The sequence below is a fragment of the Nocardiopsis flavescens genome, from assembly GCF_900141985.1.
In the GTDB taxonomy this organism is placed as follows: domain Bacteria; phylum Actinomycetota; class Actinomycetes; order Streptosporangiales; family Streptosporangiaceae; genus Nocardiopsis; species Nocardiopsis flavescens.
In genome coordinates this window covers 199845-224598 of sequence record NZ_FQZK01000008.1, presented here as the reverse complement: position 1 = coordinate 224598, position 24754 = coordinate 199845, and the positions used below count along the sequence as shown (strand labels likewise).

General features: G+C 77.6%; 19 protein-coding genes. All 19 read left to right on the top strand.

Annotated elements, in window-relative coordinates:
* Positions 1 to 4 precede the first annotated feature (4 nt).
* The 19 genes from BUE45_RS15555 to BUE45_RS15465 all read left to right on the top strand — a co-directional run bounded on the left by BUE45_RS15555 (position 5) and on the right by BUE45_RS15465 (position 24343).
* Positions 5 to 5497, top strand: coding sequence for a non-ribosomal peptide synthetase (locus BUE45_RS15555; RefSeq protein WP_084737324.1), 5493 nt, complete (start codon positions 5 to 7; stop codon positions 5495 to 5497).
* A complete protein-coding gene (locus BUE45_RS15550; RefSeq protein ID WP_073380032.1) occupies positions 5494 to 6630 on the top strand; it encodes a saccharopine dehydrogenase NADP-binding domain-containing protein in 1137 nt (378 codons plus the stop codon). The genes BUE45_RS15555 and BUE45_RS15550 overlap by 4 nt, the downstream gene beginning before the upstream one ends.
* Complete coding sequence (locus BUE45_RS15545) at positions 6627 to 7718, top strand: Gfo/Idh/MocA family oxidoreductase (RefSeq protein WP_073380031.1); 1092 nt, start codon at positions 6627 to 6629, stop codon at positions 7716 to 7718. The genes BUE45_RS15550 and BUE45_RS15545 overlap by 4 nt, the downstream gene beginning before the upstream one ends.
* Positions 7715 to 8500: a thioesterase II family protein gene (locus tag BUE45_RS15540; RefSeq protein WP_073380030.1), complete on the top strand. Its 786-nt coding sequence runs from the start codon at positions 7715 to 7717 to the stop codon at positions 8498 to 8500. Before BUE45_RS15545 ends, BUE45_RS15540 begins: the two co-directional genes overlap by 4 nt.
* Positions 8501 to 8563: 63 nt before the next feature.
* Positions 8564 to 9298, top strand: a complete 735-nt coding sequence (locus tag BUE45_RS15535) for a class I SAM-dependent methyltransferase (RefSeq protein ID WP_245833236.1) — start codon at positions 8564 to 8566, stop codon at positions 9296 to 9298.
* The gene (locus BUE45_RS15530; protein WP_073380029.1) at positions 9295 to 11112 is read left to right on the top strand and encodes an ABC transporter ATP-binding protein; all 1818 of its coding nucleotides are present in this window, start codon (positions 9295 to 9297) and stop codon (positions 11110 to 11112) included. The genes BUE45_RS15535 and BUE45_RS15530 overlap by 4 nt, the downstream gene beginning before the upstream one ends.
* On the top strand, positions 11109 to 12845 hold the full coding sequence (locus tag BUE45_RS15525) for an ABC transporter ATP-binding protein (protein ID WP_073380028.1): 1737 nt from the start codon (positions 11109 to 11111) through the stop codon (positions 12843 to 12845). The genes BUE45_RS15530 and BUE45_RS15525 overlap by 4 nt, the downstream gene beginning before the upstream one ends.
* Before the next feature lie 37 nt (positions 12846 to 12882).
* Positions 12883 to 14115, top strand: coding sequence for a cytochrome P450 (locus tag BUE45_RS15520; RefSeq protein ID WP_073380027.1), 1233 nt, complete (start codon positions 12883 to 12885; stop codon positions 14113 to 14115).
* A complete protein-coding gene (locus tag BUE45_RS15515; protein ID WP_073380076.1) occupies positions 14112 to 14324 on the top strand; it encodes a ferredoxin in 213 nt (70 codons plus the stop codon). The genes BUE45_RS15520 and BUE45_RS15515 overlap by 4 nt, the downstream gene beginning before the upstream one ends.
* A 92-nt stretch (positions 14325 to 14416) precedes the next feature.
* Positions 14417 to 15931 (top strand): ABC transporter substrate-binding protein, encoded by a 1515-nt coding sequence (locus tag BUE45_RS15510; protein ID WP_073380026.1) that lies wholly within the window; start codon positions 14417 to 14419, stop codon positions 15929 to 15931.
* The gene (locus BUE45_RS15505) at positions 15928 to 16926 is read left to right on the top strand and encodes an ABC transporter permease (protein ID WP_073380025.1); all 999 of its coding nucleotides are present in this window, start codon (positions 15928 to 15930) and stop codon (positions 16924 to 16926) included. The genes BUE45_RS15510 and BUE45_RS15505 overlap by 4 nt, the downstream gene beginning before the upstream one ends.
* Positions 16923 to 17735, top strand: coding sequence for an ABC transporter permease (locus BUE45_RS15500; protein ID WP_073380075.1), 813 nt, complete (start codon positions 16923 to 16925; stop codon positions 17733 to 17735). Before BUE45_RS15505 ends, BUE45_RS15500 begins: the two co-directional genes overlap by 4 nt.
* Complete coding sequence (locus BUE45_RS15495) at positions 17722 to 19137, top strand: ABC transporter ATP-binding protein (RefSeq protein WP_073380024.1); 1416 nt, start codon at positions 17722 to 17724, stop codon at positions 19135 to 19137. Before BUE45_RS15500 ends, BUE45_RS15495 begins: the two co-directional genes overlap by 14 nt.
* 171 nt (positions 19138 to 19308) lie before the next feature.
* A complete protein-coding gene (locus BUE45_RS15490) occupies positions 19309 to 19911 on the top strand; it encodes a helix-turn-helix domain-containing protein (RefSeq protein WP_073380023.1) in 603 nt (200 codons plus the stop codon).
* A 72-nt stretch (positions 19912 to 19983) separates the two neighbouring features.
* A complete protein-coding gene (locus BUE45_RS15485; protein ID WP_073380022.1) occupies positions 19984 to 20649 on the top strand; it encodes an SAM-dependent methyltransferase in 666 nt (221 codons plus the stop codon).
* Positions 20650 to 20770: 121 nt separating this feature from the next.
* Positions 20771 to 21262, top strand: a complete 492-nt coding sequence (locus BUE45_RS15480) for a DinB family protein (protein WP_073380021.1) — start codon at positions 20771 to 20773, stop codon at positions 21260 to 21262.
* Positions 21263 to 21348: 86 nt separating this feature from the next.
* Complete coding sequence (locus tag BUE45_RS15475) at positions 21349 to 21969, top strand: helix-turn-helix domain-containing protein (protein WP_073380020.1); 621 nt, start codon at positions 21349 to 21351, stop codon at positions 21967 to 21969.
* Between the two features lie 2 nt (positions 21970 to 21971).
* Positions 21972 to 22859 carry a CPBP family intramembrane glutamic endopeptidase gene (locus BUE45_RS15470; protein ID WP_084737322.1) on the top strand — a complete coding sequence of 296 codons (888 nt, stop codon included), beginning with the start codon at positions 21972 to 21974 and terminating at the stop codon, positions 22857 to 22859.
* Between the two features lie 239 nt (positions 22860 to 23098).
* Complete coding sequence (locus tag BUE45_RS15465; protein ID WP_073380019.1) at positions 23099 to 24343, top strand: acyltransferase family protein; 1245 nt, start codon at positions 23099 to 23101, stop codon at positions 24341 to 24343.
* The last annotated feature ends 411 nt before the right edge of the window (positions 24344 to 24754 follow it).

The following is a 24754-nucleotide window of genomic DNA, read 5'->3' as shown; positions in this document are numbered from 1 at the left end:
CACCGTGCAGCCCACCCCCGCCACCCCCGACGACCCGCGCGCCCTGCTCGACGCACTCCGTGCGGAGGGCGTCCACCTGTGGGCCGACGCCGGACGCATCCACTTCCGCGCGCCCTCGGGCACCCTCACCGACGAACGGCGCGCCCTGCTGCGCGAGCACCGCGACGCGGTCCTGGCCCTGCTGGAGGAGCCGGCCGCCCCCGCCCTGGTCCCCGACCCCGGGGCGCGCCACGAGCCCTTCCCCCTCACCGACGTCCAGGGCGCCTACCTGGTCGGCCGGGGCTCGGCCTACGACTACGGCGGCGTCGCCTGCCACGCCTACGCCGAGCTGGAGTTCGACGACCTGGACCCGGACCGCCTGCGCACCGCCTGGAACGCCCTGGTGGACCGGCACGACATGCTCCGCGCCGTGGTCTCCCCCCAGGGGCACCAGCAGGTGCTCCCCGATGCCCCCGGCGAGTCCCTCACCGTCACCGACGTGGGCGCCGCCGACCCCCGCCCCCACGCCGGGCGGACCCGGGAGCGCCTGCGCGACCTGGTCCCCGACCCCTCCTCCTGGCCGCTGGTGCGGCTGCACCTGACCCGCGGGGCGGACCTGGCGGTCCTGCACCTGTCCGCCGACCTGCTCGTCGCCGACTACACGAGCGTGCGCCTGCTCCTGGAGGAGCTGCGCGCGCTCTACGACGACCCCGCCCTCGCCCTGCCCGCCCTGGAGGCGACCTTCCGCGACCACGTCCTGGCACAGCGGGCGCTGCGCGACGGCGCCGGGTACCACCGCGACCGCGCCTACTGGGCGGACCGCGCGGACACGCTGCCCCCGGCGCCCGAACTCCCCCTGGCCGACCACGCCGCCGACGCCTCGGCGCGGTTCACCCGGCTCTCCGCCCGCCTGGAGCCCGACGTCTGGAAGGCGCTGCGCACCCGCGCCGCGGACCGCGGGCTGACGCCCTCCTCGGTCGCCCTGGCCGCCTACGCCGAGGTGGTCGGCCTGTGGTCGCGCCGACCCGACTTCACGCTCAACCTGCCGGTGCCCCGGCGCCCGGACACGCACCCGGACCTGGGCCGCGTTGTCGGCGACTTCACCTCGCTGACCCTGCTGGCGGTGCGCGCCGACGACGGCGCCACCTTCACCGAGCGCGCCGCCGCCCGCCAGGCCCGGCTCATCGAGGACCTGGACCACGGCCTGTACTCGGGCGGCGAGCTGCTGGCCGAGCTGTCCCGGCGCCGGGACGAGACCGCCGTGCTGATGCCGGTCGTCTTCACCGGCGCGCTGGGCGCCGACGACGGCGAGCCCGACCCCGGCGCGTGGGCGGCCCGGGAGGTGTACGGACTCTCCCAGACCCCCCAGGTGTGGGTGGACTGCCAGGTCTCCCTGAACGGCGACACCCTGGCCCTGCGCTGGGACGTCCGCGAGGGCGTGCTCCCGGAGGGCATGGCCGGCGACGCCTTCCGCGCCTACCACGACCTGCTGCGCCGCCTGGCCGGCTCCGACGCCGCCTGGGACGCGGCGGACCCGGTCCCGCTGCCCGCCGAACAGGTGCTCACGCGCACCCGGGCCAACTCCACCGAGGGCCCGCTGCCCGACGCCCTGCTCCACGAGAACGCGCTGGCCCGCGCCCTGGAGACCCCCGGCGCCCCGGCCGTGCTGCACGGCGGGCGCGTGGTCTCGCACGGGGAGCTGTGGCGGCGCGCCGCGGGCACGGCGGCCCTGCTGCGCGGGGCCGGCGCCGCGCCGGGCGACCGCGTCGCCATCGTCATGGACAAGGGCCCCGAGCAGGTCGTCGCCGCCTACGCCGCCCTGCTGGCCGGAACCGTCTACGTCCCGGTCGACACCACCCAGCCCGCCGCCCGCCGCCGCGCCATCCTGGGCGACGCCGGGGTCCGGCACGTCCTCACCCAGTCCTGGCTGGCCGCCCTGGGCGACTGGGGCGCGGACACCGCCGTCATCGAGGTGGACACCGCCCCCGAGGGCCCCGCCCCCACCGCGCTGCCCGAGCGGCCGGTCTCGCCCGACGACCCGGCCTACGTCATCTACACCTCCGGCTCCACCGGCACCCCCAAGGGCGTGGTCATCGCGCACCGCGCCGCCCTGAACACCGTGGAGGACATCGACCGCCGCCTCTCCGTGGGCCCCGGGGACCGCGTGCTGGGCCTGGCCGCCCTGGGGTTCGACCTGTCCGTGTACGACCTCTTCGGCCCCCCGGGCCGGGGCGGCGCGATCGTCCTTCCCGACGCCGAGCGCCGGGGGGACCCCTCGCACTGGGCCGAGCTGGCCCGCGAGCACGGGGTGACCCTGTGGAACTCCGTGCCCGCGCAGATGGCCATGCTCGCCGACTACCTGGCCACCGCCCCCGACGGCGCCCCCACCGCGCTGCGGGCGGCGCTGCTCTCCGGCGACTGGATCCCCCTCACCCTGCCCGGGCGCGTCCGCGCCCACCTGCCCGGCACCGAGCTGTACGGCCTCGGCGGGGCCACCGAGGGCTCCATCTGGTCCATCCACCACCGCATCGGGGAGCCGGACCCCGCCTGGCCGAGCGTCCCCTACGGCCGCCCCCTCACCAACCAGACCTTCCACGTGCTCGACGAGCGCATGCGGGACCGCCCCGACTGGGTCGCCGGGGAGCTCTACATCGGCGGCGCGGGCGTCGCCACGGGCTACCTGGGCGACGCCGCCCGCACCGCCGAGCGCTTCGTCACCCGCCCCGGGACGGGGGAGCGGCTCTACCGCACCGGCGACCTGGGACGCTACCGGCCCGGCGGCGACATCGAGTTCCTCGGCCGCGAGGACGACCAGGTCAAGATCCGCGGGCACCGGGTCGAACTCGCCGAGATCGAGGCCGCGGTGCTCTCCCACCCGGCCGTGGCCTCGGCCGCCGTCCTGGCCGTGGGCGACCGCAGGGACCGGCGCCTGGCCGGCTTCGTGGAGACGGCCGTCCGCGGGGCCGGCCCGCGCGCCGCCGTGGAGGACGCCGTCGCCGGCGCCGCCCGCACGGCGGTGGAGCAGGCCGCGGCCGGACTCGACCGCGCCGGGCTCGAAGCCTTCCTGGAGCGGATGCGCACCACCGCGCTGGAGGCGATCACCCTCACCCTGACCGGGGCAGGCCTGTTCCGGGGCACCGCCCACACCGCCGCCGAGGCCGCCGCCGCGCTGGGGGCGGACCGCAGGCACCACCGGCTGGTCCGCCGCTGGCTGGGCGCGCTCGCCGACGCCGGCCGCCTCACCCGCGACGGCGACGCCTTCCGCGACCCGGTCGCGGTCACCCGCGAGGAGCACGCCCGCGGCTGGGAGGAGCTGGCCGGCCTGGAGGCGCGGATCGACTACGGCACCGAGGTCCTGGACTACATGCGGGCCTGCTCCGAGCGGCTGCCCGAACTCCTGCGCGGCGACCTGGACGTGCGCACCCTGCTGTTCCCCGGCGCCGCGCTCGACACCGCCGGGGCCGCCTACCGCGACAACCTCGCCATCCGCCACCTCAACGCCTCCGCCGCCGCGGCGCTCGCCGAGATCGCGCGCCGCCGCACCGGCGACACGCCCCTACGCGTCCTGGAGGTCGGCGCGGGGGTGGGCGGCACCACCGAGGCCGTGGTCCACGCCCTGGCCGGACACGCCGTCGAGTACCTCTTCACGGACGTGTCGCCGTTCTTCCTCACCGAGGCCAGGGAGCGGTTCGCCGACTTCCCGTGGGTGTCCTTCGGCCTGTACGACCTCGACCGCGACCCCCGCTCCCAGGGGCGCGAGCCCAACTCCTTCGACGCGGTCGTGGCGGCCAACGTCCTGCACAACGCCGTCAGCGCCGACACCGCGCTGGCCCGCACGGCGGAGATGCTCGTCCCCGGCGGCCACCTGCTCTTCATCGAGACCACCCTCGAAGCCGACCCGGCCCTGCTGGTCTCCATGGAGTTCCTGGAGGGCCTGGACGGCGGCCACCGCGACGACCGCACCGAGGACGACCGCACCTTCCTGGACCGCGGGCAGTGGGCGCGGGCCCTGGAGCGCGCCGGGGCGGCGCCGCCGCTCGTGCTGCCCGACGCCGCCGACCCGCTCTCGGGCACCGGGCAGACCCTGTACCTGACCCGGCTCAAGACGGACCGCGCCCCGGTCGGGCCCGACGAGCTGGTCCGCCACACCGCCGCCCGCCTGCCGGACTACATGGTGCCCGCCCGGTGGCGGGTCCTGGACTCCCTGCCGCTGACCGGCAACGGCAAGGTCGACCGCGCCGCGCTGGCCCGCGACCTGCCCCGGGACGAGGGTGTGGACGCGGTGGAGACGCTGTCCGCCGAGCCCGCCGACGACCTGGAGCGCGCCCTGGCCGGGCTGTGGGCCGGGCTCCTGGAGCGCACCCGGGTGGGACGCGACGACGACTTCTTCGACCTGGGCGGGGACTCCCTGCTGGTCGCCCGCATGGTCGGCCGCCTGGGCGAGGTCCTGCCCGGCACCGGCGAGGACATCGAGTGGGAGGTCGTGCTGCGCCACATGCTGCGCACGCCGACCGTCGCGGGCCTGGCCTCCTACCTGCGCGACCTCTCCGGACAGCGCGAGGCCGCCCCCGGCGGCGCCGCGGACCCGTACGTGCCCCTCAACGGCCCCGGCGGGGGCACGGTCACCGCCCTCGTCCACGCGGGCACGGGCACGCTCATCCCCTACCGGGCCCTGATCACCGAGATCCGCCGCCGCTCCGCCGGCCGCGGCACCCTGGTCGGCCTGGAGCTGCCCGACGTGCCCGCGTTCCTGGCGGCCGACCCGGCCGCGGTCATCGAGACGTGGGCGGCCGACTACGCCCGCGCGCTGCTGGAGCGCGGCGGCGACCGCTTCCACGTGGTGGGCTACTGCCTGGGCGGGCTCCTCGCCACCGAGGTCGCCCGCACCCTCACCGAGGCCGGCGCCGAGGTCGCCTCGCTCACCGCGATCAGCACGCACCGCCCGCCCTTCCGCCTCGACGACGAGCTCATCTCGGAGTACGCGTTCGCCGTGATGATGGGCATCGACCCGGTCTCGGTCGGGTTCCCGGCGGACGAGAACCGCGTCTCGGCCGCCTCCGACCTGCTGCTGGAGGCCACCCCGGGGCTGCTCCCGGACGGGGCCATCGGCCGCCTGGAGGGGGAGTACGCCGACGTCGCCGCGGCCTTTCGCGCCCTGGCCGGGGTGCCGCGCGAGGTGCGGGTGGCGCGCATGTGCGCGGCCGTGCCGCCCTCGGCGGGCACCTACGAGCCCGAGGCGCTGGACGAGATGTTCCGCATCTTCCGCCAGAGCGTGTTCTCCATCTCGCGCTACGAGCCGCAGCCCTACGCGGGCGACGTCACCTTCGTCCGGCACGGCGGCGCCTACCCCTTCCCCGGGAACAAGGAGAGCGTCACCGACTACTGGGAGCGCCTGGTCCTGGGCGACCTGCGGATCGTGGACGTCCCCGGCGACCACTTCGGCATGCTGTCGGTGCCCTACGCCCCCGGCATCCTCAAGCACCTGGACACGGTGACCGGCGGGGACGTGGTCCGGTGACCGGCGGGGACGCCCTGATCGGGGTGGTGGGGGCCTCGGGCGCGGTCGGCGCCCCCGCCGCCCGCTTCCTGCGCGCCCTGGGGCACGCCCGCCTGCGGCTGGGCGGGCGCCGCCCCGGGCCGCTGGACGCCCTGGCCCGCGAGCTGGGGCCGGGGGCCGAGGCGGTGCCCGTCGACGTGCACGACCCCGCCTCCCTCGCGCGGTTCTGCGCCGGGTGCGCGGTGGTGCTCAACTGCGCGGGGCCCTCCTACGCCCTGGTGGACCGGGTCGCGCTCGCGGCCCTGGCCGCCGGAGCCGACTACGTGGACGTCACCGGCGACGAGCCGGTGGTGGCCGCCCTGACCGGGAGCCCCCTGCTGGAGGGGCGCACGGCGGTGGTGTCGGCCGGCCTGCTGCCGGGCCTGTCCGCGCTGCTGCCCCGCCGGGCCGCCGCGCGGCACGGGCTGACCCGGCTGCGGGCCCACGCCGGGGGCCTGGAGCGGTGCACCGAGGCCGCCGCCGGCGACCTGCTGCTCTCGCTGCCCGGGGCGGCCGACGCCTCCGCCGTGTTCGGGACGCCGCTGGCGGCCTGGCGGGACGGGGCGGTGGCGCCCCGCGCCCTGCGCGCCGCCGACGGGGTGCGGGCCCCGCACTTCCCGCTGCCCGGCTTCGTGCAGCCGTTCCTGACGGAGGAGGTCCGCAGGCTCGCCCGCGACCTGGGGCTGCGCGAGGCGGAGTGGTCCAACGTGCACCTGGGGGCGCGCACGCGCACCCTGCTGTCCTCCCTCGCGGGGCGCCCGGTCGCCGACCTCCCCGGGGCCGCCGCCGACCTGCGCGGGGCCGCCGACCTCGACCTGGCCGGACGCGAGCCGTTCTACCTCCTCGTGCTGGAACTGCGCGACGGCCGGGGGCGGGACACCACGCTGGTGCTGCGCACCGCCGACGGCTACCGCACCACCGGCCGCGTCGGCGCCTGGACGGCGCTGGAGGTCCTGCGGGGGCGGGTGCCCCGGGGCGTCGCCCACGCGGCCGACGTGCTGGACCCGGCGGCGGCGGTCGCCGCGCTCTTCGCCGACCCCCTGACCGGGAGCCTCAAGGAGTACGAGGGCGCCTTCGGGCCCGCCGGGGCCGCGGTCGAGGAGGGCGCCCTGTGAACGGCCGCCCGCTGCGCACCGTGGTCTGCGGGACGGGGTTCGGTCGCTTCTACACGCGGGCCCTGCGCCTGCTGCCGCAGGACTTCGAGCCCGTCGGGATCCTGGCCCGGGGCGGCGACTTCTCCCGGGCCTACGCCCGGGAGCAGGGCCTGCCGCTGTACACCTCCGTCGCGGACCTGCCCGGCGGCGTCGACGCCGCCTGCGTGGCCGTGGGCTCGGCGGTCTCGGGCGGGCCGGGCGCGGAGATCGCCCGCGCCCTGCTCGACCGCGGCGTCCACGTCCTCCAGGAGCACCCGGTCCACCACGACGAGCTGGCCGGGCTGCTGCGGGCGGCGCGCGGGGCGGGCCTGGTCTACCACCTCGACCCGTTCTACCGGTACGTCGCCCCGGTCGGGCGGTTCCTGGACGCCGCCGCGCGGATGCGGCGCCGGGGCCCGGTCCTGGCGGTGGACGCCACCTCCGCGCTCCAGGTCCTGTACCCCCTGCTGGACGTCCTGGGGCGCGCCCTGGGCGGGCTGCGCCCCTGGACGGTCGCCGCGCCCCCGCCCGCGGCCCCCGGGCCCTACCGCGTGGTCCAGGCCTCGGTGGCCGGCGTCCCGGTCACCCTCCGGGTCCAGAACCAGATCGACCCCTCCGACGGGGACAACCACGCCCTGCTGTGGCACCGGCTGTCGCTGGCCGCGGAGGGAGGGGTGCTGGCCCTGGCCGACACCCACGGCCCGGTGCTCTGGCACCCCCGGCTGCACGCGCCCCGGGACGCCCACGGCCGCCTGCTGTCGACCGGCCCGGGGACCGGCCACCTCGACGAGCCCGCGGTCACCGTCCTGGAGGGGACGATGCCGCCCTCCCACCGGGAGGTCTTCGACCGCGTCTGGCCGCGCACGCTCGCCCGGGCGCTGTCCGACTTCGCCGCCGACGTGCGGGCGGGCGCCGACCCCCTGCCGCGCGGCCAGTTCGACCTGTCCGTGTGCCGCCTGTGGCACGAGGTCACCGACCGCCTCGGCCGCCCCGACATCATCCGCCCCGCGACCCCCGTCCCCTGGCGGGCCGCCGACCTGGACCGCGCCGTCCCGAGGGGAACACCATGACCGCCGACCCGCCCGGAACCTGGCTCCGCCGCCCCCGGCCCCGCCCCGGGGCGGGGCTGCGCCTGGTCTGCCTGCCCCACGCCGGGGGAGGGGCCGGCGCCTACCGGGCGTGGGCGCCCCTGCTGCCCGACGGCGTCGACCTGGTCTGCGTGCAGTACCCCGGCCGGGAGGACCGCTTCGGGGAGCCCCCCGCACGGGACATGGCCGCCCTCGTCCGCGCGGTGGCCGGGGAGCTGGCGCCGCTGCTCGACCGCCCCTACGCCCTGTTCGGGCACAGCATGGGATCGGCGGTCGCCTTCGAGCTGGCCCGCGCCCTGCGCGCCGGGGGCGCCCCCGGCCCCGAGCGCCTGTTCGCCTCGGGCCGCCGGGCCCCGGCGGACGCCCCGGCCGGCCGGGTCCACGAGGGGGACGACGACGCCCTGGTGGACGAGCTGCTGCGCCTGGGCGGCACCGAGGAGGAGGTCCTGGCCGACCCCGGGCTGCGCGAGGCCGTCCTCGGCTACATCCGCGCCGACTACCGGCTCATCGAGCGCTACCGGCCCCTCCCCGGGCCCGTCCTGGACTGCCCCGTGAGCGTGTTCCTGGGCGACGCCGACCCCGAGGTCGACGCGCAGACGGCCGCGCGGTGGGCGGCGACCACCACCGGCCGCGTCGACGTCCAGGTGTTCCCGGGCGACCACTTCTACCTGGTACCGCGCCGCGGGGCCGTGCTGAGGGCCCTGCTGCGCCGCCTGGACCCGGCTCTGGCCGCCGCCGCCTCGCCCTGGCCCAGCACACCCTGACCCGGCACACCCTGCCCCCCCGACCGACCGCCCCCGCCCACCGAACCCCTGGAGGACGTGCCTGTGACGGCCACCGACTACTACTCACCGGCCGCCGAGTTCTTCGACCTCGTCGGCCACCGCCACCTGGTCTCCAGCGCCCCCGCCCTGCGCGCGGCGCTGGCCGGGCTGGACACCGGCAACGGGCCGGTCCTCGACATCGGCGCCGGCACCGGGCTGGTGACCGCCACCATCGCCGACGTCCTGCCCTCGGCGCGCATCGTCTCGGCCGAGCCCTCGCCGGTCATGCGCGCCGTCCTGACCAGCCGGGTGTTCTCCGACCCCGCCTTGCGCGGGCGCGTCACCGTCCTCCCCGAGCCCGCCCAGGAGCTGCCCCTGCCCGACTCCCTGTCCGCCGTCGTCATCTTCGGGGTCGCCGGGCACATCCCCCGGCCGGAGCGGATCGCCCTGTGGAAGCGCCTGGCCGACCGGCTCCCGGAGGGGGCGCCGATCGTGGTGGAGCTGATGGGGGTGGACACCCCCCGGTCGATCCCGTTCGTGCGGATGTGCCGGGAGGCCGTGGGCGAGCAGGTCTACGAGTGGTGGATCTCGGGCGAGCCCGCCGGCGAGGGCGTCATGCGCTGGCGCACCGAATGGCGGGTCTTCCGCGGCGGGGAGCGGGTCAGGACGGTCGCCGACGAGTACGACTGGGAGACCTTCGGCGTCGAGCGCCTGGCGGAGGAGTCCGGCCTGACCGTCAAGCGCCTCGCGCGGACCGGCCGCGAGTCCACCCCGGAGATCGGGGTGCTCCTCAAGTGACCCGGAACGACACGGCCGCCGCGGCCCCGGGTCGGGCGGAGCCCGGTCCCGGCGCCCCCGCGCCCTCCCCCCTGAAGGTGCTCCTGGCCCCCGTACGGGGGAGAGTCGCCGCCGCGGTCGCCCTCCAGGGGGCCGCCGGGGCGCTCGGCCTGGTCCCCCTCGTGTGCGTCGCCGAGATCGCCCGCGCCCTGCTGGGGCCGGGCGCCCCCGACCACGGGCGCGCGTGGGCCCTGGTCGGCCTCGCCCTGGCCGGGGCGGTGGCCGCCCTGCTGGCCGGCGCGGCCTCGACCCTGGTCGGCCACCTGGCCGACAACGACATGCAGCTGGCGGTCCGGCGCTCCCTGGCCGCCCACCTGTCCCGGGTCCCCCTGGGGTGGTTCTCCGGCCGGGGGTCGGGCCGGGTCAAGAAGGCCCTGCACGACGACATCGGCGAGGTCCACTCCCTGGTCGCGCACACCCTGCCCGACCTGGCCGCGGTCGTCGCCGTCCCCGCGGTCGCCCTGGTCTACCTGGCCGCGACGGACTGGCGGCTCGCCCTGGTCGCCGCGGCCCTGGTCGCCGCGGGTATCGCCCTGTTCGCCCGGGCCATGGCGGGCGGGAACGCCAAGCTCGCCGAGTACGCGCGGGCGATGAACGACATCAACACCTCGGCGGTGGAGTTCGTCGAGGGCATCCAGGTGGTCAAGCACTTCGGCGGCCACCGCCGGTCCCACGCGCGGTTCCTGCGCGCGGCCGACGCCTTCGCGGACTTCTTCGTCTCCTGGGCCCGGGCCACCACCCCGGTCACGGTCGCCTCGTTCCTGCTGCTGTCCGCGCCGACGGTGACGGTGGCGGCGGTCCTGGCCGGGACCGCCTTCACCGCCGCCGGCTGGACCGACCCGGTCTCCGTGGTGGCCTTCGCCCTCGTGGCCCCCGCGCTGTGCGCGCCCATGAACGTCATCGGCTCCCGCGTCCAGCAGGTCCAGGCCGCGGGCGCGGCGGCGGCCCGGGTGGCCGCGGTGCTGGCCGTGCCCGCGCTCCCCGAGGGCGCGGGCGGTGTCCCGCGGGACGCGGGCGTGGTCTTCGAGGGCGTGCGCTTCGCCTACCCGGCGGAGGGGGACCGGGAGGCGCAGGAGGTGCTGCGCGGCGTCGACCTGGTGCTGGAACCCGGCACGGTCACGGCGCTCGTCGGCCCCTCCGGGGCGGGCAAGTCCACCCTGGCCGCCCTCCCGGCCCGCTTCCACGACCCCGCCTCGGGGTCGGTCTCCCTCGGCGGCGCCGACGTGCGGGACCTGCCCGCCGAGACGCTCTACCGCACCGTCGGGTTCGTTTTCCAGGACGTGCGCCTGCTGCGCGAGTCCGTGGCCGACAACATCTCCCTGGGACGCCCCGGCGCCACCCGCGCCGAGGTGGAGGCCGCCGCCCGCGCGGCGCGCATCCACGACCGGATCGAGCGGCTGCCGCGCGGCTACGACTCGGTGGTGGGCGAGGACGCCGACCTGTCCGGCGGCGAGGCCCAGCGCGTCTCCATCGCCCGCCTGTTCCTGGCCGACCCGCCCGTCCTGGTCCTGGACGAGGCCACCGCCGCGGTCGACCCCGTCGCCGAGGCCGACATCCAGGACGCCCTGGCCGACCTCGCCCGGGACCGCACCGTTTTGGTCATCGCCCACCGGCTGGCCACGGTCACCGGGGCCGACCGCATCGCCGTCATGGAGGACGGCCGGATCACCGAGTCGGGCACCCACGGGGACCTCCTCGCCGCAGGAGGCCGCTACGCGGCCCTGTGGAACGCCCGGCACCGGCACGACGGCACCGAAGAAGGAGAAGAGCAGTGATCCGCGCGTTCCTCCGAGCGGTCGGCCCCGACCGGGCCCGGCCCCTGGCGGCGGCCCTGGCGCTCACCGCGTTCGTGTCCGCCGTCCAGGGGGTCGTGTTCGCCCTCCTGGTCCCCGTCCTGGAGCGGCTCCTGGGCCCGGCCCCGGGCACGGCCGCCCCCTGGGCGCTCGCCCTGGCCGCGGCCACCGCCGTGTACGCGGTGCTGCGGGCGGCGAGCCTGTACCTCAACTTCCGGGTCGGGGGCTCCATCTCGCGGGCCCTGCACCACCGCCTCGGCGACCACGTGGTCCGCCTGCCCCTGGGCTGGTTCACCGGGGCCCGGCTGGGCGAGCTCAACCGGATCGCCACCGAGGGCGTCTCCCGGACCACGAGCCTGCCCGTGCACACCTACCCCCCGCTGGCCGACGCCGTGGTCACCCCCGTGGTGGCGGTGGCCGCCCTGGCCCTCTTCGACTGGCGGCTGTCCCTGGCCTGCGCCGCCGCCCTGGCCGTTCTGTGGATGGTGTTCGACCTGTCCTCCGACGCGGTGGGGCGCGGCGACGCCGCCCGGGACGCGGTGGCCGACGAGGCCGCCGACCGGGTGGTGGAGTACGCCCGGGCGCAGCCGGTGCTGCGCGCCTTCGGCCGGGACGAACGGGGACGCACCAGCCTGGACCGTGCCCTGGCGGCCGAGCACCGCACCGCCCGCACCCTGCTGTTCCGGGCGGTCCCCGCCCTGTTCGCCTACTCCTTCGCCGTCCGGGCCGCCCTCACCGGCATCCTGGCCTTCACCCTCCACCTGGCCCTGGGCGGCACCCTGGCGGCGCCCACGGCCGTCGCCCTGCTCGTCCTGGCGGTCCGGTTCGCGCACCCGCTGTCCGCCGCCGCCGAGCACGGGGCGTCCCTGCGGATGGCCGTCAACGGCCTGGCCCGGATCAACGCGGTGCTCGACGCCCGCCCCCTGCCCGAGCCCGCCGAGCCCACCCCGCCGCGGGGGGCCCTGGTCGAGTTCGACGCGGTCCGCTTCGCCTACGACGGGGAGCCCGTCCTGGACGGCCTCTCCCTGCGGGCGGAGCCGGGGACCGTGACCGCGCTCGTGGGGCCCTCCGGCGCGGGCAAGACCACCGCGGCCCGGTTGCTGGCCCGCTTCCACGACGCGGACGCCGGACAGGTGCGGGTCGGCGGCGTCGACGTGCGCGACATCGGCGGCGAGGAGCTGTCCCGGCACGTGGCCGTGGTCTTCCAGGACGTCTACCTGTTCGACGCCACCGTCGCCGACAACGTCCGCGTCGCCGACCCCGGCGCCACCCTTGAGGACCTGGAGCGCGTCGCCGCCCGGTCCGGGCTGGACCGCGTCGTCGCGGAACTGCCCCGGGGCTGGGACACCCGGGTCGGGGACGGCGGCACCTCCCTGTCCGGCGGCCAGCGACAGCGGGTGTCGATCGCCCGCGCCCTGCTCAAGGACGCCCCCGTGGTGGTCCTGGACGAGGCGTCGGCGGCCCTGGACGCCGAGAACGAGGCCCTGCTCACCGCCACCGCGGTCGGCCTCGCCCGGGAGGGCCGCACCGTCCTGGTCATCGCCCACCGCCCCGCCACCGTCGCCGCCGCCGACCGGATCGCCTTCCTCGACGGCGGTCGCGTCGCCGAGGAGGGCACCCCCGGGGAACTCCTCGCCCTCGACGGGCGCCACGCCGCCCACGTCCGGGCCCGCGAGCGCGCCCGGGGGTGGCGGATCACCGCCGCCCGCCCCTGACCCCGTCCCCGTTCCGTATCCCCTGGAGGCCCAGCCCATGACCCCGTCCGCACCCCGAACCCCCGCCGCGGGGGAGTCCGCCGAACCCGTCGCCTTCCCCCTCGCCCGCTCCTGCCCCTTCTCCCCGCCCGAGGCCTACGCGGCCATGCGCGGGAACGGCGGCCTGACCCGGGCCGCCGTCCCCGGCGGCAAGGAGGCCTGGCTCGTCACCGGCTTCGACGACGTGCGCACCGCCCTGTCCCACCCGGCGTCCAGCTCCGACGCCCGCCACCCCGCGTTCCCGGCGCTGGGGGACGGCGAGCAGGCCGTGGCCGCGGAGCTGCGGCCCTTCATCCGCATGGACCCGCCCGAGCACACGCGGGTCCGCCGCATGCTCGTCGGCGAGTTCACCGTCCGGCGCGTCCAGGCGATGCGCCCGGCCGTGGAGGAGATCTGCCGCGAACAGGCCGACCACCTGCTCTCCCTGCCCGCCCCCGCCGACCTCGTCGGCGAGTACGCCAACCGCGTCTCCACCACCGTCATCTGCCGGCTGCTCGGCGTCCCCATGGAGGACCTGGAGTTCTTCCGCCGCGTCACCTCGGTCTCGGGGGCCCGTAGCAGCACCGCCGCGGAGGTGGGCGCCGCCCTGTCCGACCTCTTCGGGCTCATCGACCGGCTCATCGACGAGAAGGCGCAGGACCCGGGCGACGACCTCATCAGCCGCCTGGTGAACGGCCCCCTGGCCCGCGGGGAGATCACCCGGACCTCGCTGCTGTCCCAGATCGGCATCACCCTCAACGCCGGCCACGAGACCTCCCGCAACATGATCCCCCTGGCCGCTCTGGACCTGCTGCGCCACCCCGACCAGCTGGAGCTGCTGCGCGAGGACCCCTCGCTGTGGGCTGCCGCGGTGGACGAGCTGCTGCGCCACCTGTCGGTGGCCGACGTCATCACCCTGCGCGTGGCCACCGAGGACATCCCGCTGGAGGGGGCGACCATCCCCGCCGGGGACGGCTACATCGCCCTGCTGGCGGCGGCCGACCACGACCCGCGGGCCTTCCCCGAGCCCGAGCGCCTCGACATCACCCGCACCCGGCGCAACCACGTCGCCTTCGGGTACGGCGCCCACCAGTGCGTCGGCCAGAACCTGGGCCGCCTGGAGATCGAGGTCGCCCTGCGCGTCCTCTTCGAGAAGGCCCCCGGCCTGCGCCCGGCGGTGCCGCTGGAGGACCTGCCGCTGCGCTCCTCCTCGGCGATCTTCGGCCTGGAGGAGGTGCCGGTGTCGTGGTGAGCCCCGCCCCCGGGAGCGGCCCGCGCCTGCACGCCGACACGGACGTGTGCGCCGGCGCCGGGCAGTGCGTGCGCGCCGCCCCCGAACTCTTCGACCAGGACGACGGCGGGCTGGTGGTCCTCCTCGCCGCCGACGTCCCGCAGGCCTCCCTGCCCCGCGCCCTGGACGCCGTCGACCTGTGCCCCTCCGGCGCGATCGGACTCCGGTAGCGCCCCGGGACCCCCGCCACCGACGCGCGGGGCGACCGCATCCCCCCTGGGCCGTGACCGCCACGGCCCCGAACAGAAACGAGAATCCACCGATGCGACGACGATCCCTCCTCGCGGCCCTGTGCGCCGCGACCCTGGCCGCCTCCGGGTGCTCCGGGGACGGGGACGCCCCGGCCGGCGCCGACCAGGGGTCCACCCTGCGCTACGCGGCGGTCGGCGCGCCCGCGGCCACCACGAACGACCCGCACGGACGGGTCGCCAACGAGGCCGACTACCTGCGCTTCGCCATGCTCTACGACGTGCTCACCGTCCTGGACGAGCGAGGCGGGGCCGTGCCCCGGCTCGCCGAGTCCTGGGAGCCCGAGGGCGAGGACCTCACGCACTGGCACGTCGCGCTGCGCGAGGACGCGGCCTTCTCCGACGGCACGCCGGTCACCGCAGACGACGTCCTCTTCTCCCTGCGCCGCATCCAGGGCAAGGGCGCCGAGAACAACGGCCGCCTGTCCATGTTCGACCTGGAGGCCTCCGCGGCCTCGGGCGAGCACGGGCTGGACCTGGTCACGCACCAGCCCTACGCCGAGGTCGGCGCCGCCCTGGCCTCCCTGACGTTCGTCGTCCCCGAGGGCAGCGACGACATCACCGAGCCGGTCCCGGGCTCGGGCCCCTACGTGCTGGACCGGGCCGACGACACCACGGCCGTCCTGTCCCGCAACGCCGACTGGTGGGGCCCCGCGGGCGGGGCGGACCGCCTGGAGGTCACCGCCATGCCCGACCCGGCGGCCCGCGCCGCGGCGGTCGCCTCCGGACAGGCGGACGTGGCCGGCAGCGTGGCGCCCGCCACCGCCGAGCAGTACGCCGGGGACGGGGGCGTCGAGGTGGTCACCCGGCCCGGCGGGGTCAACTACCCGCTGGTGATGGACCTGGAGACCGAGCCCTTCGACGACCCCGCCGTCCGCGAGGCGGTCAAGCTCGCCCTGGACCGGGAGGCACTCGTCGACACCGTGTTCCTCGGCTACGGGGAGCCCGGAGCGGACCTGGTCGCCCCCTCGGAGCCCTTCGCCCCGCGGGCCGAGCCGGTCGCCCGGGACCTGGAGCGGGCGCGCGCGCTGCTGGAGGAGGCGGGGCACGGGGACGGGGTCTCCCTCACCCTGCACGCCACCAACTCCTACCCGGGCATGGAGGAGGCCGCGGTCCTGGTCTCCGAGCAGCTCTCCGAGGCCGGCATCGAGGTGACGGTCGAGGTCGGCCCGCCCGACACCTACTGGACCGAGGTGTGGAACGTCGAGCCGTTCTACCTCAACAGCCTGGGCGGGAACGGGTTCGTGGACTTCTCCCGCATGGCCCTGCTCGCCGACGGCCCCATCAACGAGACCGGCTGGAACGACGGGGAGTGGGACGCGGACTTCCACCGGGCCCTGGCCACCGCCGACGAGGGCGAGCGCCACGCGCTCCTGGCCGATCTCCAGCAGCGCCTCGCCGACGACGGCGGATACGTGGTCTGGGGGCTCGGCGACGGCATCGACCTCACGGCCTCCGGCGTCACCGGCCTGCCCACCGGACCCGGCTTCCACCGGCTCCGGATCGAAGAGGCCGAGGTCTCCGGTTGACGGTCCCCACCGGGGCGGCGCCCGCGGGCGCCGCCCCCCGGCACCGGGCCTGGGCGCCGCTGTACGGGGCGCTCACGGCCGCGGTCCGGGCCCTGCTGCTGCTCGTCGCGGTGTCCGCGGTCGTCTTCGCGGCCACCGCGCTGCTGCCCGGCGACGCCGCCGAGATCCGGGCCAGCCCGGGCGCCACCACCGAGGAGGTGCGCGCCCTGCGCGCGGAACTGGGCCAGGAGGCCGGGCCCCTGCGGCTCTACGCCGACTGGGCCGGGGGCGTGCTGCGCGGCGACCCGGGGGTCTCCCTGGTCAACGGCCGCCCCGTCCTGGACGCGGTCGCGCAGCGCCTGCCCGCCACGGCCACCCTGGTCGGCGCCGCCCTGGCACTGGCAGCCCCGGCGATGCTCCTGCTGGGCTGGTGGGCCGGCACGGCGCGGCGGGGCCGCGGCGCGGCGACCGCTCTGCTCACCGGAGCGGCGGCCGTGCCGACGGCGGTCACCGCCGCGGGGCTGGCCGCCCTGCTGTCCGGGGTGCTCGGCCTGGTCCCGGCGGTGTCCCTGCTCCCCCCGGGGCAGGCCCCCGTGCACAGCCCCGAACTGCTGGTGCTGCCGGTGCTGTCCATGGCCCTGCCCACCGCCCTGTTCGGCGGCGGGCTGCTGGCCGGGGCGGTCGCCGACACCGCGTCCCGCCCCCACGTGGCCGACGCCCGCCGCCGCGGCCGATCCCCCTGGGCGGTCGCCGCGGTGGACGTGCTGCCGTTCCTGCTGGCCCCCTTCCTGCGGGTCCTGGCGGTGAGCGCGGGCGGCCTCATCGCCGCGGCGACCGTCGTGGAGACCCTCTTCGGCTACCCCGGGCTGGGCTCCCTGCTGGTCTCCTCCATCGCCTCGCGGGACACCCCCGTGATCCAGGCGGTGGCCGTGTCCGCCGCGGCCGTCGTCCTGGCGGGCACCGCGCTCGCCGACGCCGTCGCCGGCGGCACCGACCCCCGGGGGCGGGCGTGGTGAGCCGCACGGCCGCCGCCGTCCTCCTCCTCGCGGTCCCGGCCGCCGCGGTGCTGGGCGGCCTGGCCGCCCCCCACGACCCCACCGCCCCGCTCGCGGCCCCCTGGCAGGGGCCCGGACCGGGGCACCTCCTGGGCACCGACGCCCTGGGCCGCGACGTGTGGTCCCGGGTCCTCGCCGGGGGCGCCGGGCTCCTCGCGGTCTCCGTCGCCGCCGCCCTCGCCGCCTCCGCGGCGGGCGTCGCCGCCGGCCTGGCCGCCGGCTGGTACGGCGGCCGTACCGACCGGGTCCTGGGCTCCCTGGCCGACCTGCTGCTGGCGGTGCCCTCCCTGCTGCTGGCCCTGGTGGTGGCCGTCGCCCTGCCCGGCCACGCGGCCGTCGTCACGGCGACCGTGTGCGGCGGGGCGCCGCTCACCCTGCGGGTGGTCCGCGACGCGGTGCGCGCGATCCGCGGCGCCGGGTACGTGGAGGCGGCCCGCGGCAGGGGGGAGCGCGGCGCGGCCCTGCTGGTCCGCGAGGTGCTGCCCGCCATGAAGGGGGTCGTCACGGCCGACCTGGGCCTGCGCGTGGTGGTGGCGCTCCAGATCGCCTCCGCGCTCAACGTCCTCGGGTTCGGCCCGTCCCCGCCCGCGCCCGACTGGGCGCTGATGCTGCGGGAGAACATGCCCGGCGTCGGCGTGAACCCGTGGGCCGTGGCCGCTCCGGCCCTGGCGATCGGCCTCACCACGGTCGCCCTGGTGCTCGCGGTCCATCTCGTCACCGCCCGGGCGCCCGCCGCCCGGACAAGGAAGGACACCCGTGTCGGGACTTGAGATCAGCGGCCTGCGGGTCGTGGACCGCTCCGGCCGCACCGTCGCCGGACCGCTCGACCTGCACGTCCCCGCCGGGGGAGTGGTCGCCCTCATGGGGGAGTCCGGCGGCGGCAAGACGAGCGCCGTCCTGGCCGCGCTCGACGCCCTGCCCGACGGACTGCGCCGGACGGCGGGGCGAGTGCGCTGGGAGGGGGCCGCCGTCCACCCCGGGCGCGCCGCCCGCCGGTGGCGGCGCTCGGCGGTGGGCTTTTTGGGCCAGGACCCCGCCTCGGACCTGCACCCGCTGCGCACCGTCGCGGGGCTGGTGGCCGAGGGGCGGGCCGCCGGGCCGCGCCGCGAGCGCGCCCGCGCCGCGCACCGGACGCTGGCCGGCCTGGGGCTGGACGCCCGGCTGCTGGCCCGCCGCCGCCCGCACGAGCTGTCCGGCGGCCAGGCCCGCCGGACCGCCCTGGCCCGGGCGCTGGTGGGCGATCCGGGACTGCTGGTCCTGGACGAGCCCACCAGCGGCCTGGACCCGGCGACGCTGGAACTCGTGGTCCGGGCGCTGGACGGGCGGCGCGGGGCGCCCGGGCGGGCCACGGTCGTCATCACCCACGACCGCGCCTTCGCCGAACGGGTGGCCGACAGGGTGGTCGTGCTCGGGGACCCGCCCCCGGAGCGGCCCGGGGCGCGGCGGGCCCTGCCGGGCCCCGGGGCGGGCGGCCCCGCGGCCCTGGAGCTGCGGGGGCTGTCCGTCGACACCCCCGGCGGCGGCCCCGCGCTGCTGGAGGGGGTCGACCTGGCCGTCCCGGCCGGCGGGTTCGTCGCCGTGGTGGGCCCCTCGGGCAGCGGGAAGTCCACCCTGCTGCGGGCGCTCGCCGGTCTGCACGGGACGCGGTCCGGGAGCGTCTCGGCCGCGGGCCGCCCCCTGCCGGCCCGGGTCGAGGACCGGCCGCGCGACCTGCTGCGCGCGGTGCAGTTCGTCGGCCAGGACCCGGTGGACGCACTCCACCCCTCCCACCGGCTGGGGGCGGCCCTGGCCCGCCCGGCCCGGGTCCTGCTGGGGGAGTCGCGGGAGCGGGCGCGTCAGCGGGCCGCCTCCCTGGCCGCCGAGGTCGGCCTGCCCCCCGACGCGCTGGAGCGCACCCCCGGCGGGCTGTCGGGAGGGCAGCGCCAGCGGGCGGCGATCGCCCGCGCCCTGGCCGCCGGGCCGCGGGTCCTGCTCGCCGACGAGGTGACCTCCGCGCTGGACGCCCGCAGCGCCCGGACGGTGCTGGACCTGCTGGACGCCCTGCGCGCCGAGCGCGGGCTGGCCGTGCTGCTGGCCACCCACGACCGCGCGGTCGCGGCCCGCGCCGACCGCGTCCTGGTGGTGGACCCCGGGTCCCGGGCCCTGGTCCCCGAACCGCCCGCCCCCCGGTGACCCGCCGGTCCCCTCGGCACGGTACGGTCCGGTGGCCCGGGGCGCCCGCGGCGCGATGCGTTCCCGGGGGCGCCGTGCCCACGGCGTGGCGCGCCCCGCGGGCTCGGCCTCGCCGTTCGGCCCCCGGTACCCGCCAGCCCCCTCCAACCGGCCGCGGGGTAGATTGCGGATATGGACGAAGCCGGGGGACACGGGTCCGACAGGGACGACGCCGCGGTGCTGGGCGCCGTGGGCGAGCGGCTGCGGCGGCTGCGCGCCGGGGCGCGCCTGACCCTGGCCGGGCTGTCGGAGCGCACGGGTATCACGCAGAGCACCCTCTCGCGCCTGGAGACCGGCCGGCTGCACCCCACCCTGGGACAGCTGCTGCCGCTCTCGCGCGTGTACCGGGTGCCGATCGACGAACTCGTGGACGCGCCCCGGGTGGGCGATCCGCGCGTGCACCTGCACCCGGTGCGCCGCTTCGGCCTCACGTTCGTCCCGCTCACCCGGCGCCCGGGCGGGGTCCAGGCGTACAAGGTGGTCTACCCGCCCGCCCGGACGCTCCCGCCCCCGCGCCAGCGCACGCACGAGGGCCACGAGTGGTTCTACGTGCTCGCCGGGACCGTCCGGCTGGTCCTGGGAACCGACCAGGACCTGCTGCTGGGCGCGGGCGAAGCGGTCGAGTTCGACACCCGGGTCCCGCACTGGATCGGCAACCCGGCCGAGAACGAGCCCGCGGAGGTCATCGCCATCTTCGGGACCCAGGGCGAGCGCATCCACCTGCACGGCGACTGAGCGGGCCGCCCCGCCCTTGCACATCCGCAACAAAGCGTGCCCTCCGCGCCTGTTCCGGCCCACCATGGGCACATGGAACCGAACACGAGACCCACCGCGTACGACCGCGCCTTCTGGGAGGACCGGTACCGGGACGACGACCCCTCCGGACCGGCGCCCGCGCCGAGCCCCGCCTTCACCGCCCTCGTCGCGGAGCTGGACCTGACGTCCGCGCCGGGCGCCGGACCGCAACCCCGGGCCCTGGAACTCGCCTGCGGGCGGGGCGGCGACGCCCTCTGGCTGGCCGCCCAGGGCTGGCACGTGACCGCCGTCGACATCGCGGGGGCCGCCCTCACCGCGCTGTCCGACCGGGCCCGGGCGGCCGGCCTGGGGGACCGCGTCCGCGTGGAGCGCCACGACCTGGGGCGGACCGCGCCGGGCCCCGGGCCGTGGGACCTCGTCTACGCCAACCACTTCCACACCGGCCAGGCCCTGGACCGGGACGCGGCGCTGCGCCGGGCGGCCGGGTCCGTCGCCGCGGGCGGGGTGCTGGCCGTCGTCGACCACGGCTCCAGCGCACCCTGGTCGTGGGAGCAGCGCGAGGACCACCCCACCGCCGACGACCTGTGGCGCTCCCTCGGCCTGGGGCCGGGCTGGAGCGCTCTGGTGTGCGAGCGGCGCGAGCGGATCGCCCGCGGCCCCGACGGGCGGACCGCCCCGGTCGTCGACAACGTGGTGGCGGCGTGCCGCCGCGCCTGACCCGGCCGGAGCCCGGCACGGGCGCGGGACGCACCGTCCCGCGCCGGGCACGGCCACCGGCGCGGAGCGCCGGACCGGCGGGGAGTACCCGCGGAGCACACCACGGAGAGGACGTACACCCATGACCGCACCGGCGCCACGGCGCGACCGGCCGCCGCCCCGGACCGGCCCCACCGAGAGGGAGGTCCTCACGGGCTTCCTCGACTACCTGCGCGACAGCGCACTGGCCAAGGTGGAGGGGATCGCCGAGCGCGACCTGCGCACCCCCGGCGTGCCGTCGGGCACCCGGCCGCTCGGGCTGATCGCGCACCTGGCCCGCGTCGAGCGGTTCGTCTTCCTCGGCGAGCACCCCGGCGACTGGCAGGCCACCTTCCACGCCGCGCCGGACCGGAGCGCCCAGGACGTCCTGCGCGACTACCGCGAGGCCGTCGCCGCCGCAGACCTGGCGATCGCCGCCTGCGGCGACCTCGGCCGGCCCGTCCGCCCCGGCGGCCCCGGGAAGCCCGCGCCGTCCCTGCGGTGGTCCCTGGCGCACATGATCGAGGAGACCGGCCGCCACGCGGGGCACCTGGACATCCTCTGCGAGCTGATCGACGGCCGCACCGGCCGCTGACGCCCGCCGGTGCCCTGCGGGCGGGATGTCCGGGGAGTACGCATTCTCCGATTTGAGAATGTTCTCAGTATTGATAACGTACGGGCATGGCGAGCACCGACGTCCTCCTGCACCCGGTGCGGCTGCGCATCGTGCAGTCGCTCTTCGACTCCGAACCGCTGACCACCGCGCAGCTCCGCGACCGCCTCGGCGACATCCCGCCCGCGACGATGTACCGGCACGTCGCCGTCCTCGTCGAGGCGGGCGTGCTGGAGGTGGTCGCGGAACGGCGCGTGCGCGGGACCGTGGAGCGCCGCTACCGCGTGAGCGGAGGGCGGGTCGAGGTCGACGGCGCCGCCCGCGCGGCGATGACCCGCGAGGACCACCGGCGGGCGTTCACCGCGTTCGCCGCCTCCCTGACGGCAGACTTCGACCGCTACCTCGCCCACGAGGACGCCGATCCCGTCCGGGACGGCGTCGCCTACCGGCAGGCGGCGGCCTGGCTGACCGACGAGGAGGCCGCCGAGCTGGTCGCGCAGATCGGGGCGCTGGTCCTCGCCCGGGCCGGCCGGGGGCCGGGCGGCGGGCGGCGGCGCAGGATGATCAGCCACCTCGCGGTGCCCGACGCCTACCGGGAAACCGACCGGGCCCCCGCGGAACAGCCCCCCGCGGCTCCGCCCCGTGGGACCACCGCCGGGGCCGACCGCGCCCCGACAGAAGGAAAGTGACCATGTCCCAGACCCTCCCGCCCGCCCCGGTGCCCGAGACGAACCGGTGGGGGGCGGTACCGGCGCGCAACGGCCCCCGCCTGCTGCGCCCGGCCCCCGTGCGGATCGTTCTGCTGGTCGTCCTCTTCTTCGCCGTCCAGGCGCTCGCCGCCGGGCTGGTCCTGCCGGTGATGGACCGCCCGCTCCTGGCCCAGGCCCTGGGGGTGGGGGCCGCGGTCCTCACCCTGCTCCTCTACGCCGCCGCGGTCCGCCTCACCGAACGGCGCAGCGCCACGGAACTGCGCCTGCGGGCCCTGCCCCTGGGACTGGTGGGCGGCACGCTCCTGGGCGTTGCGCTGTTCGCGGCGGTGATCGGGGTCATCGCCGTGTTCGGCGAGTACCGGATCACCGGCCTGGGCTCCGCCGACGGCGTCATGGCCGCCATCGGCATGATGTGCGCGGTCGCGGTCATCGAGGAGGTGATCTTCCGCGGGGTCCTGCTGCGCATCCTGGAGGAGGCCACCGGGCCCTGGGGCGCGCTGGGCCTCTCCTCCGTGCTCTTCGGAGCCATGCACATGGTCAACCCCGGGGCCACCCTGTGGACCGGTACGGCGATCGCCGTCCAGGCGGGCCTGATGCTGGGCGCCGCCTACCTCCTCACCCGGAGCCTGTGGCTGCCCATCGGCCTCCACCTGGGCTGGAACTTCGCCTCCGCGGGGATCTTCGGCACCGCCGTCTCCGGGGTGGACCACGGGGAGACGAGCGTGTTCACGTCGACGACCGCGGGCCCGTACCCGCTCACCGGCGGCGCCTTCGGCCCCGAGGCGAGCGTGACCGCGGTGGTCCTGTGCACGGTTCTCACCGCGCTGCTCCTCGTCCTGTTCGTCCGCAGGCACCGCCGCCCCGCCTGAGCGTGCCGCCCGGAGCGCGCCCCTTCCGCGGGCCAAGGCCCGCGGCGGAGCGGGTCCCCGGCGTAAGCGGCGGTCGCCGCGCCGTGCCCGCCCACCGGCCCGGCAGGGGTATCGCCGGGGCGGCCGGTGCGCGGGCGGCGCCGGCGAGGGCGGCCGTGGCGGTCCGCCCCGGGCGGTCGCGACACGGACGGGACACGGCGGGGACGGCCCCCGGACACCGCTCCGGGAACCTCGGCCCCATGACCACAGACCCGCGGGCCGCGTCCGCCCGCCCCCTCCCCGGCCGCCGCGCCCACCTGCCCGCCCTGGACGGGCTGCGGGGCGCGGCGGTCATCGGCGTCCTGCTCTTCCACACCGGCCGGCTGGACGGGGGCTTCCTCGGCGTCGACCTGTTCTTCGTCCTGTCCGGCTACCTGATCACCGGACTGCTCCTGCGCGAGGCCGCCGCGACCGGGCGGGTCGACCTCCCCGCCTTCTGGGGGCGCCGCCTGCGCCGCCTGCTCCCGGCGCTGGCCCTCATGCTCGCCTGCGTCACCCTGGCGGTCCGGGCGGTGGGGCCGCCCGGGCTGGTGCGCAGCACCCTGGCCGACGGGCCGTGGGTACAGGCGAACCTGGCCAACTGGCACCTCCTCGCCTCCTCTGCCGGGTACTGGGACCGGTTCGGGGCGGACCGCGTGTTCGGGCACCTGTGGAGCATCGCGGTGGAGGAGCAGTTCTACCTGCTGTGGCCGCTGCTCGTGGCCCTGGTCGCCCTGGCCGTCGGCCGCGGTAACGGCCGCGGGGACGCCGCTGGGGTCCCGGTCGCGGCGCTCGCCGCGTGCCTGGGCGCCGCCTCGGTGCTGGCCATGGCGCTGCTGGCCGACCCCGCCGACCCCACCCGGGCCTACACCGGCACCGACACCCGCGCCTTCTCCCTGCTGCTGGGGGCGCTGGCCGCCGCGCCGCCGGTGCGGGACCGGCTGGCCCGCCTGGTCGAGCGGAACCCGCGGGCCGCGGCGGCGGCCACCGCGGCGTCCGCCGCCGCCATCGCCGCGCTGTGGCTGCTCGCGGACGGGTCGGACTCCTTTTGGCTGTACCGCGGCGGGCTCCTCGCGCACGCCCTGGCCTGCGCCCTGCTCATCGGACTCCTCGCGCACGCCCCCGGCGGGCCGATGTCGCGGGCCCTGGCGTGCGCCCCCCTGCGCTGGACGGGCGGGATCTCCTACAGCCTCTACCTGTGGCACTGGCCGGTCATCGTCCTGCTGTCCCCCGAGGCCACCGGGCTGAGCGGCTGGTGGTGGACGGCCGCGGTGTGCGCGGTGTCGGTGGCACTGGCGGCGCTCTCCACCCGCCTGGTCGAGGACCCGGTCCGGTACCGCGCCCGGTGGGCCCGGGGCCGCGGCGGGGCGGTCGCCGTCGCCGCGGTCACGGTCGCCCTGGCCGCGCTGTGGATCGCGGTCCCCGCCCCGGAGCCGCCCGCCGTGGACATCACCGCCCTGGACTGACCCCGCCGGCGGGGGCAGCCGATCACCGGGCAGCCGCGGACCTCGTCCGACTCCGGGGAGGGCAGGGTGAAGCGGACCCGGACGCCGGTGTCGGGCGACCCGCCCGACTGCACGTGCACCGCCAGCGCCGTGCACACGATCTGGTCGATCCCCGCCGGGGTGACCTCGTCGGCGGCCAGCGGCGTCATCAGCTCGATCTCGTCCTCGCGCACGGTCACCGTCATGCGCTGGGCGCCGGTGGCCGCGATCCCGGTGTCCAGCTCCGAGTCCCCGGGCCCCGAGAGCAGCAGGGACATGGCCTCGGAGATCGAGCCCAGCCGGCCGGTCTCCCGTACCTGCGCCGTCAGCTCCCCCTGTGCGTCGAGGAAGTACAGGGTGACGCCGGGCGCCACCCCCGTGGGCGCCTCCCCG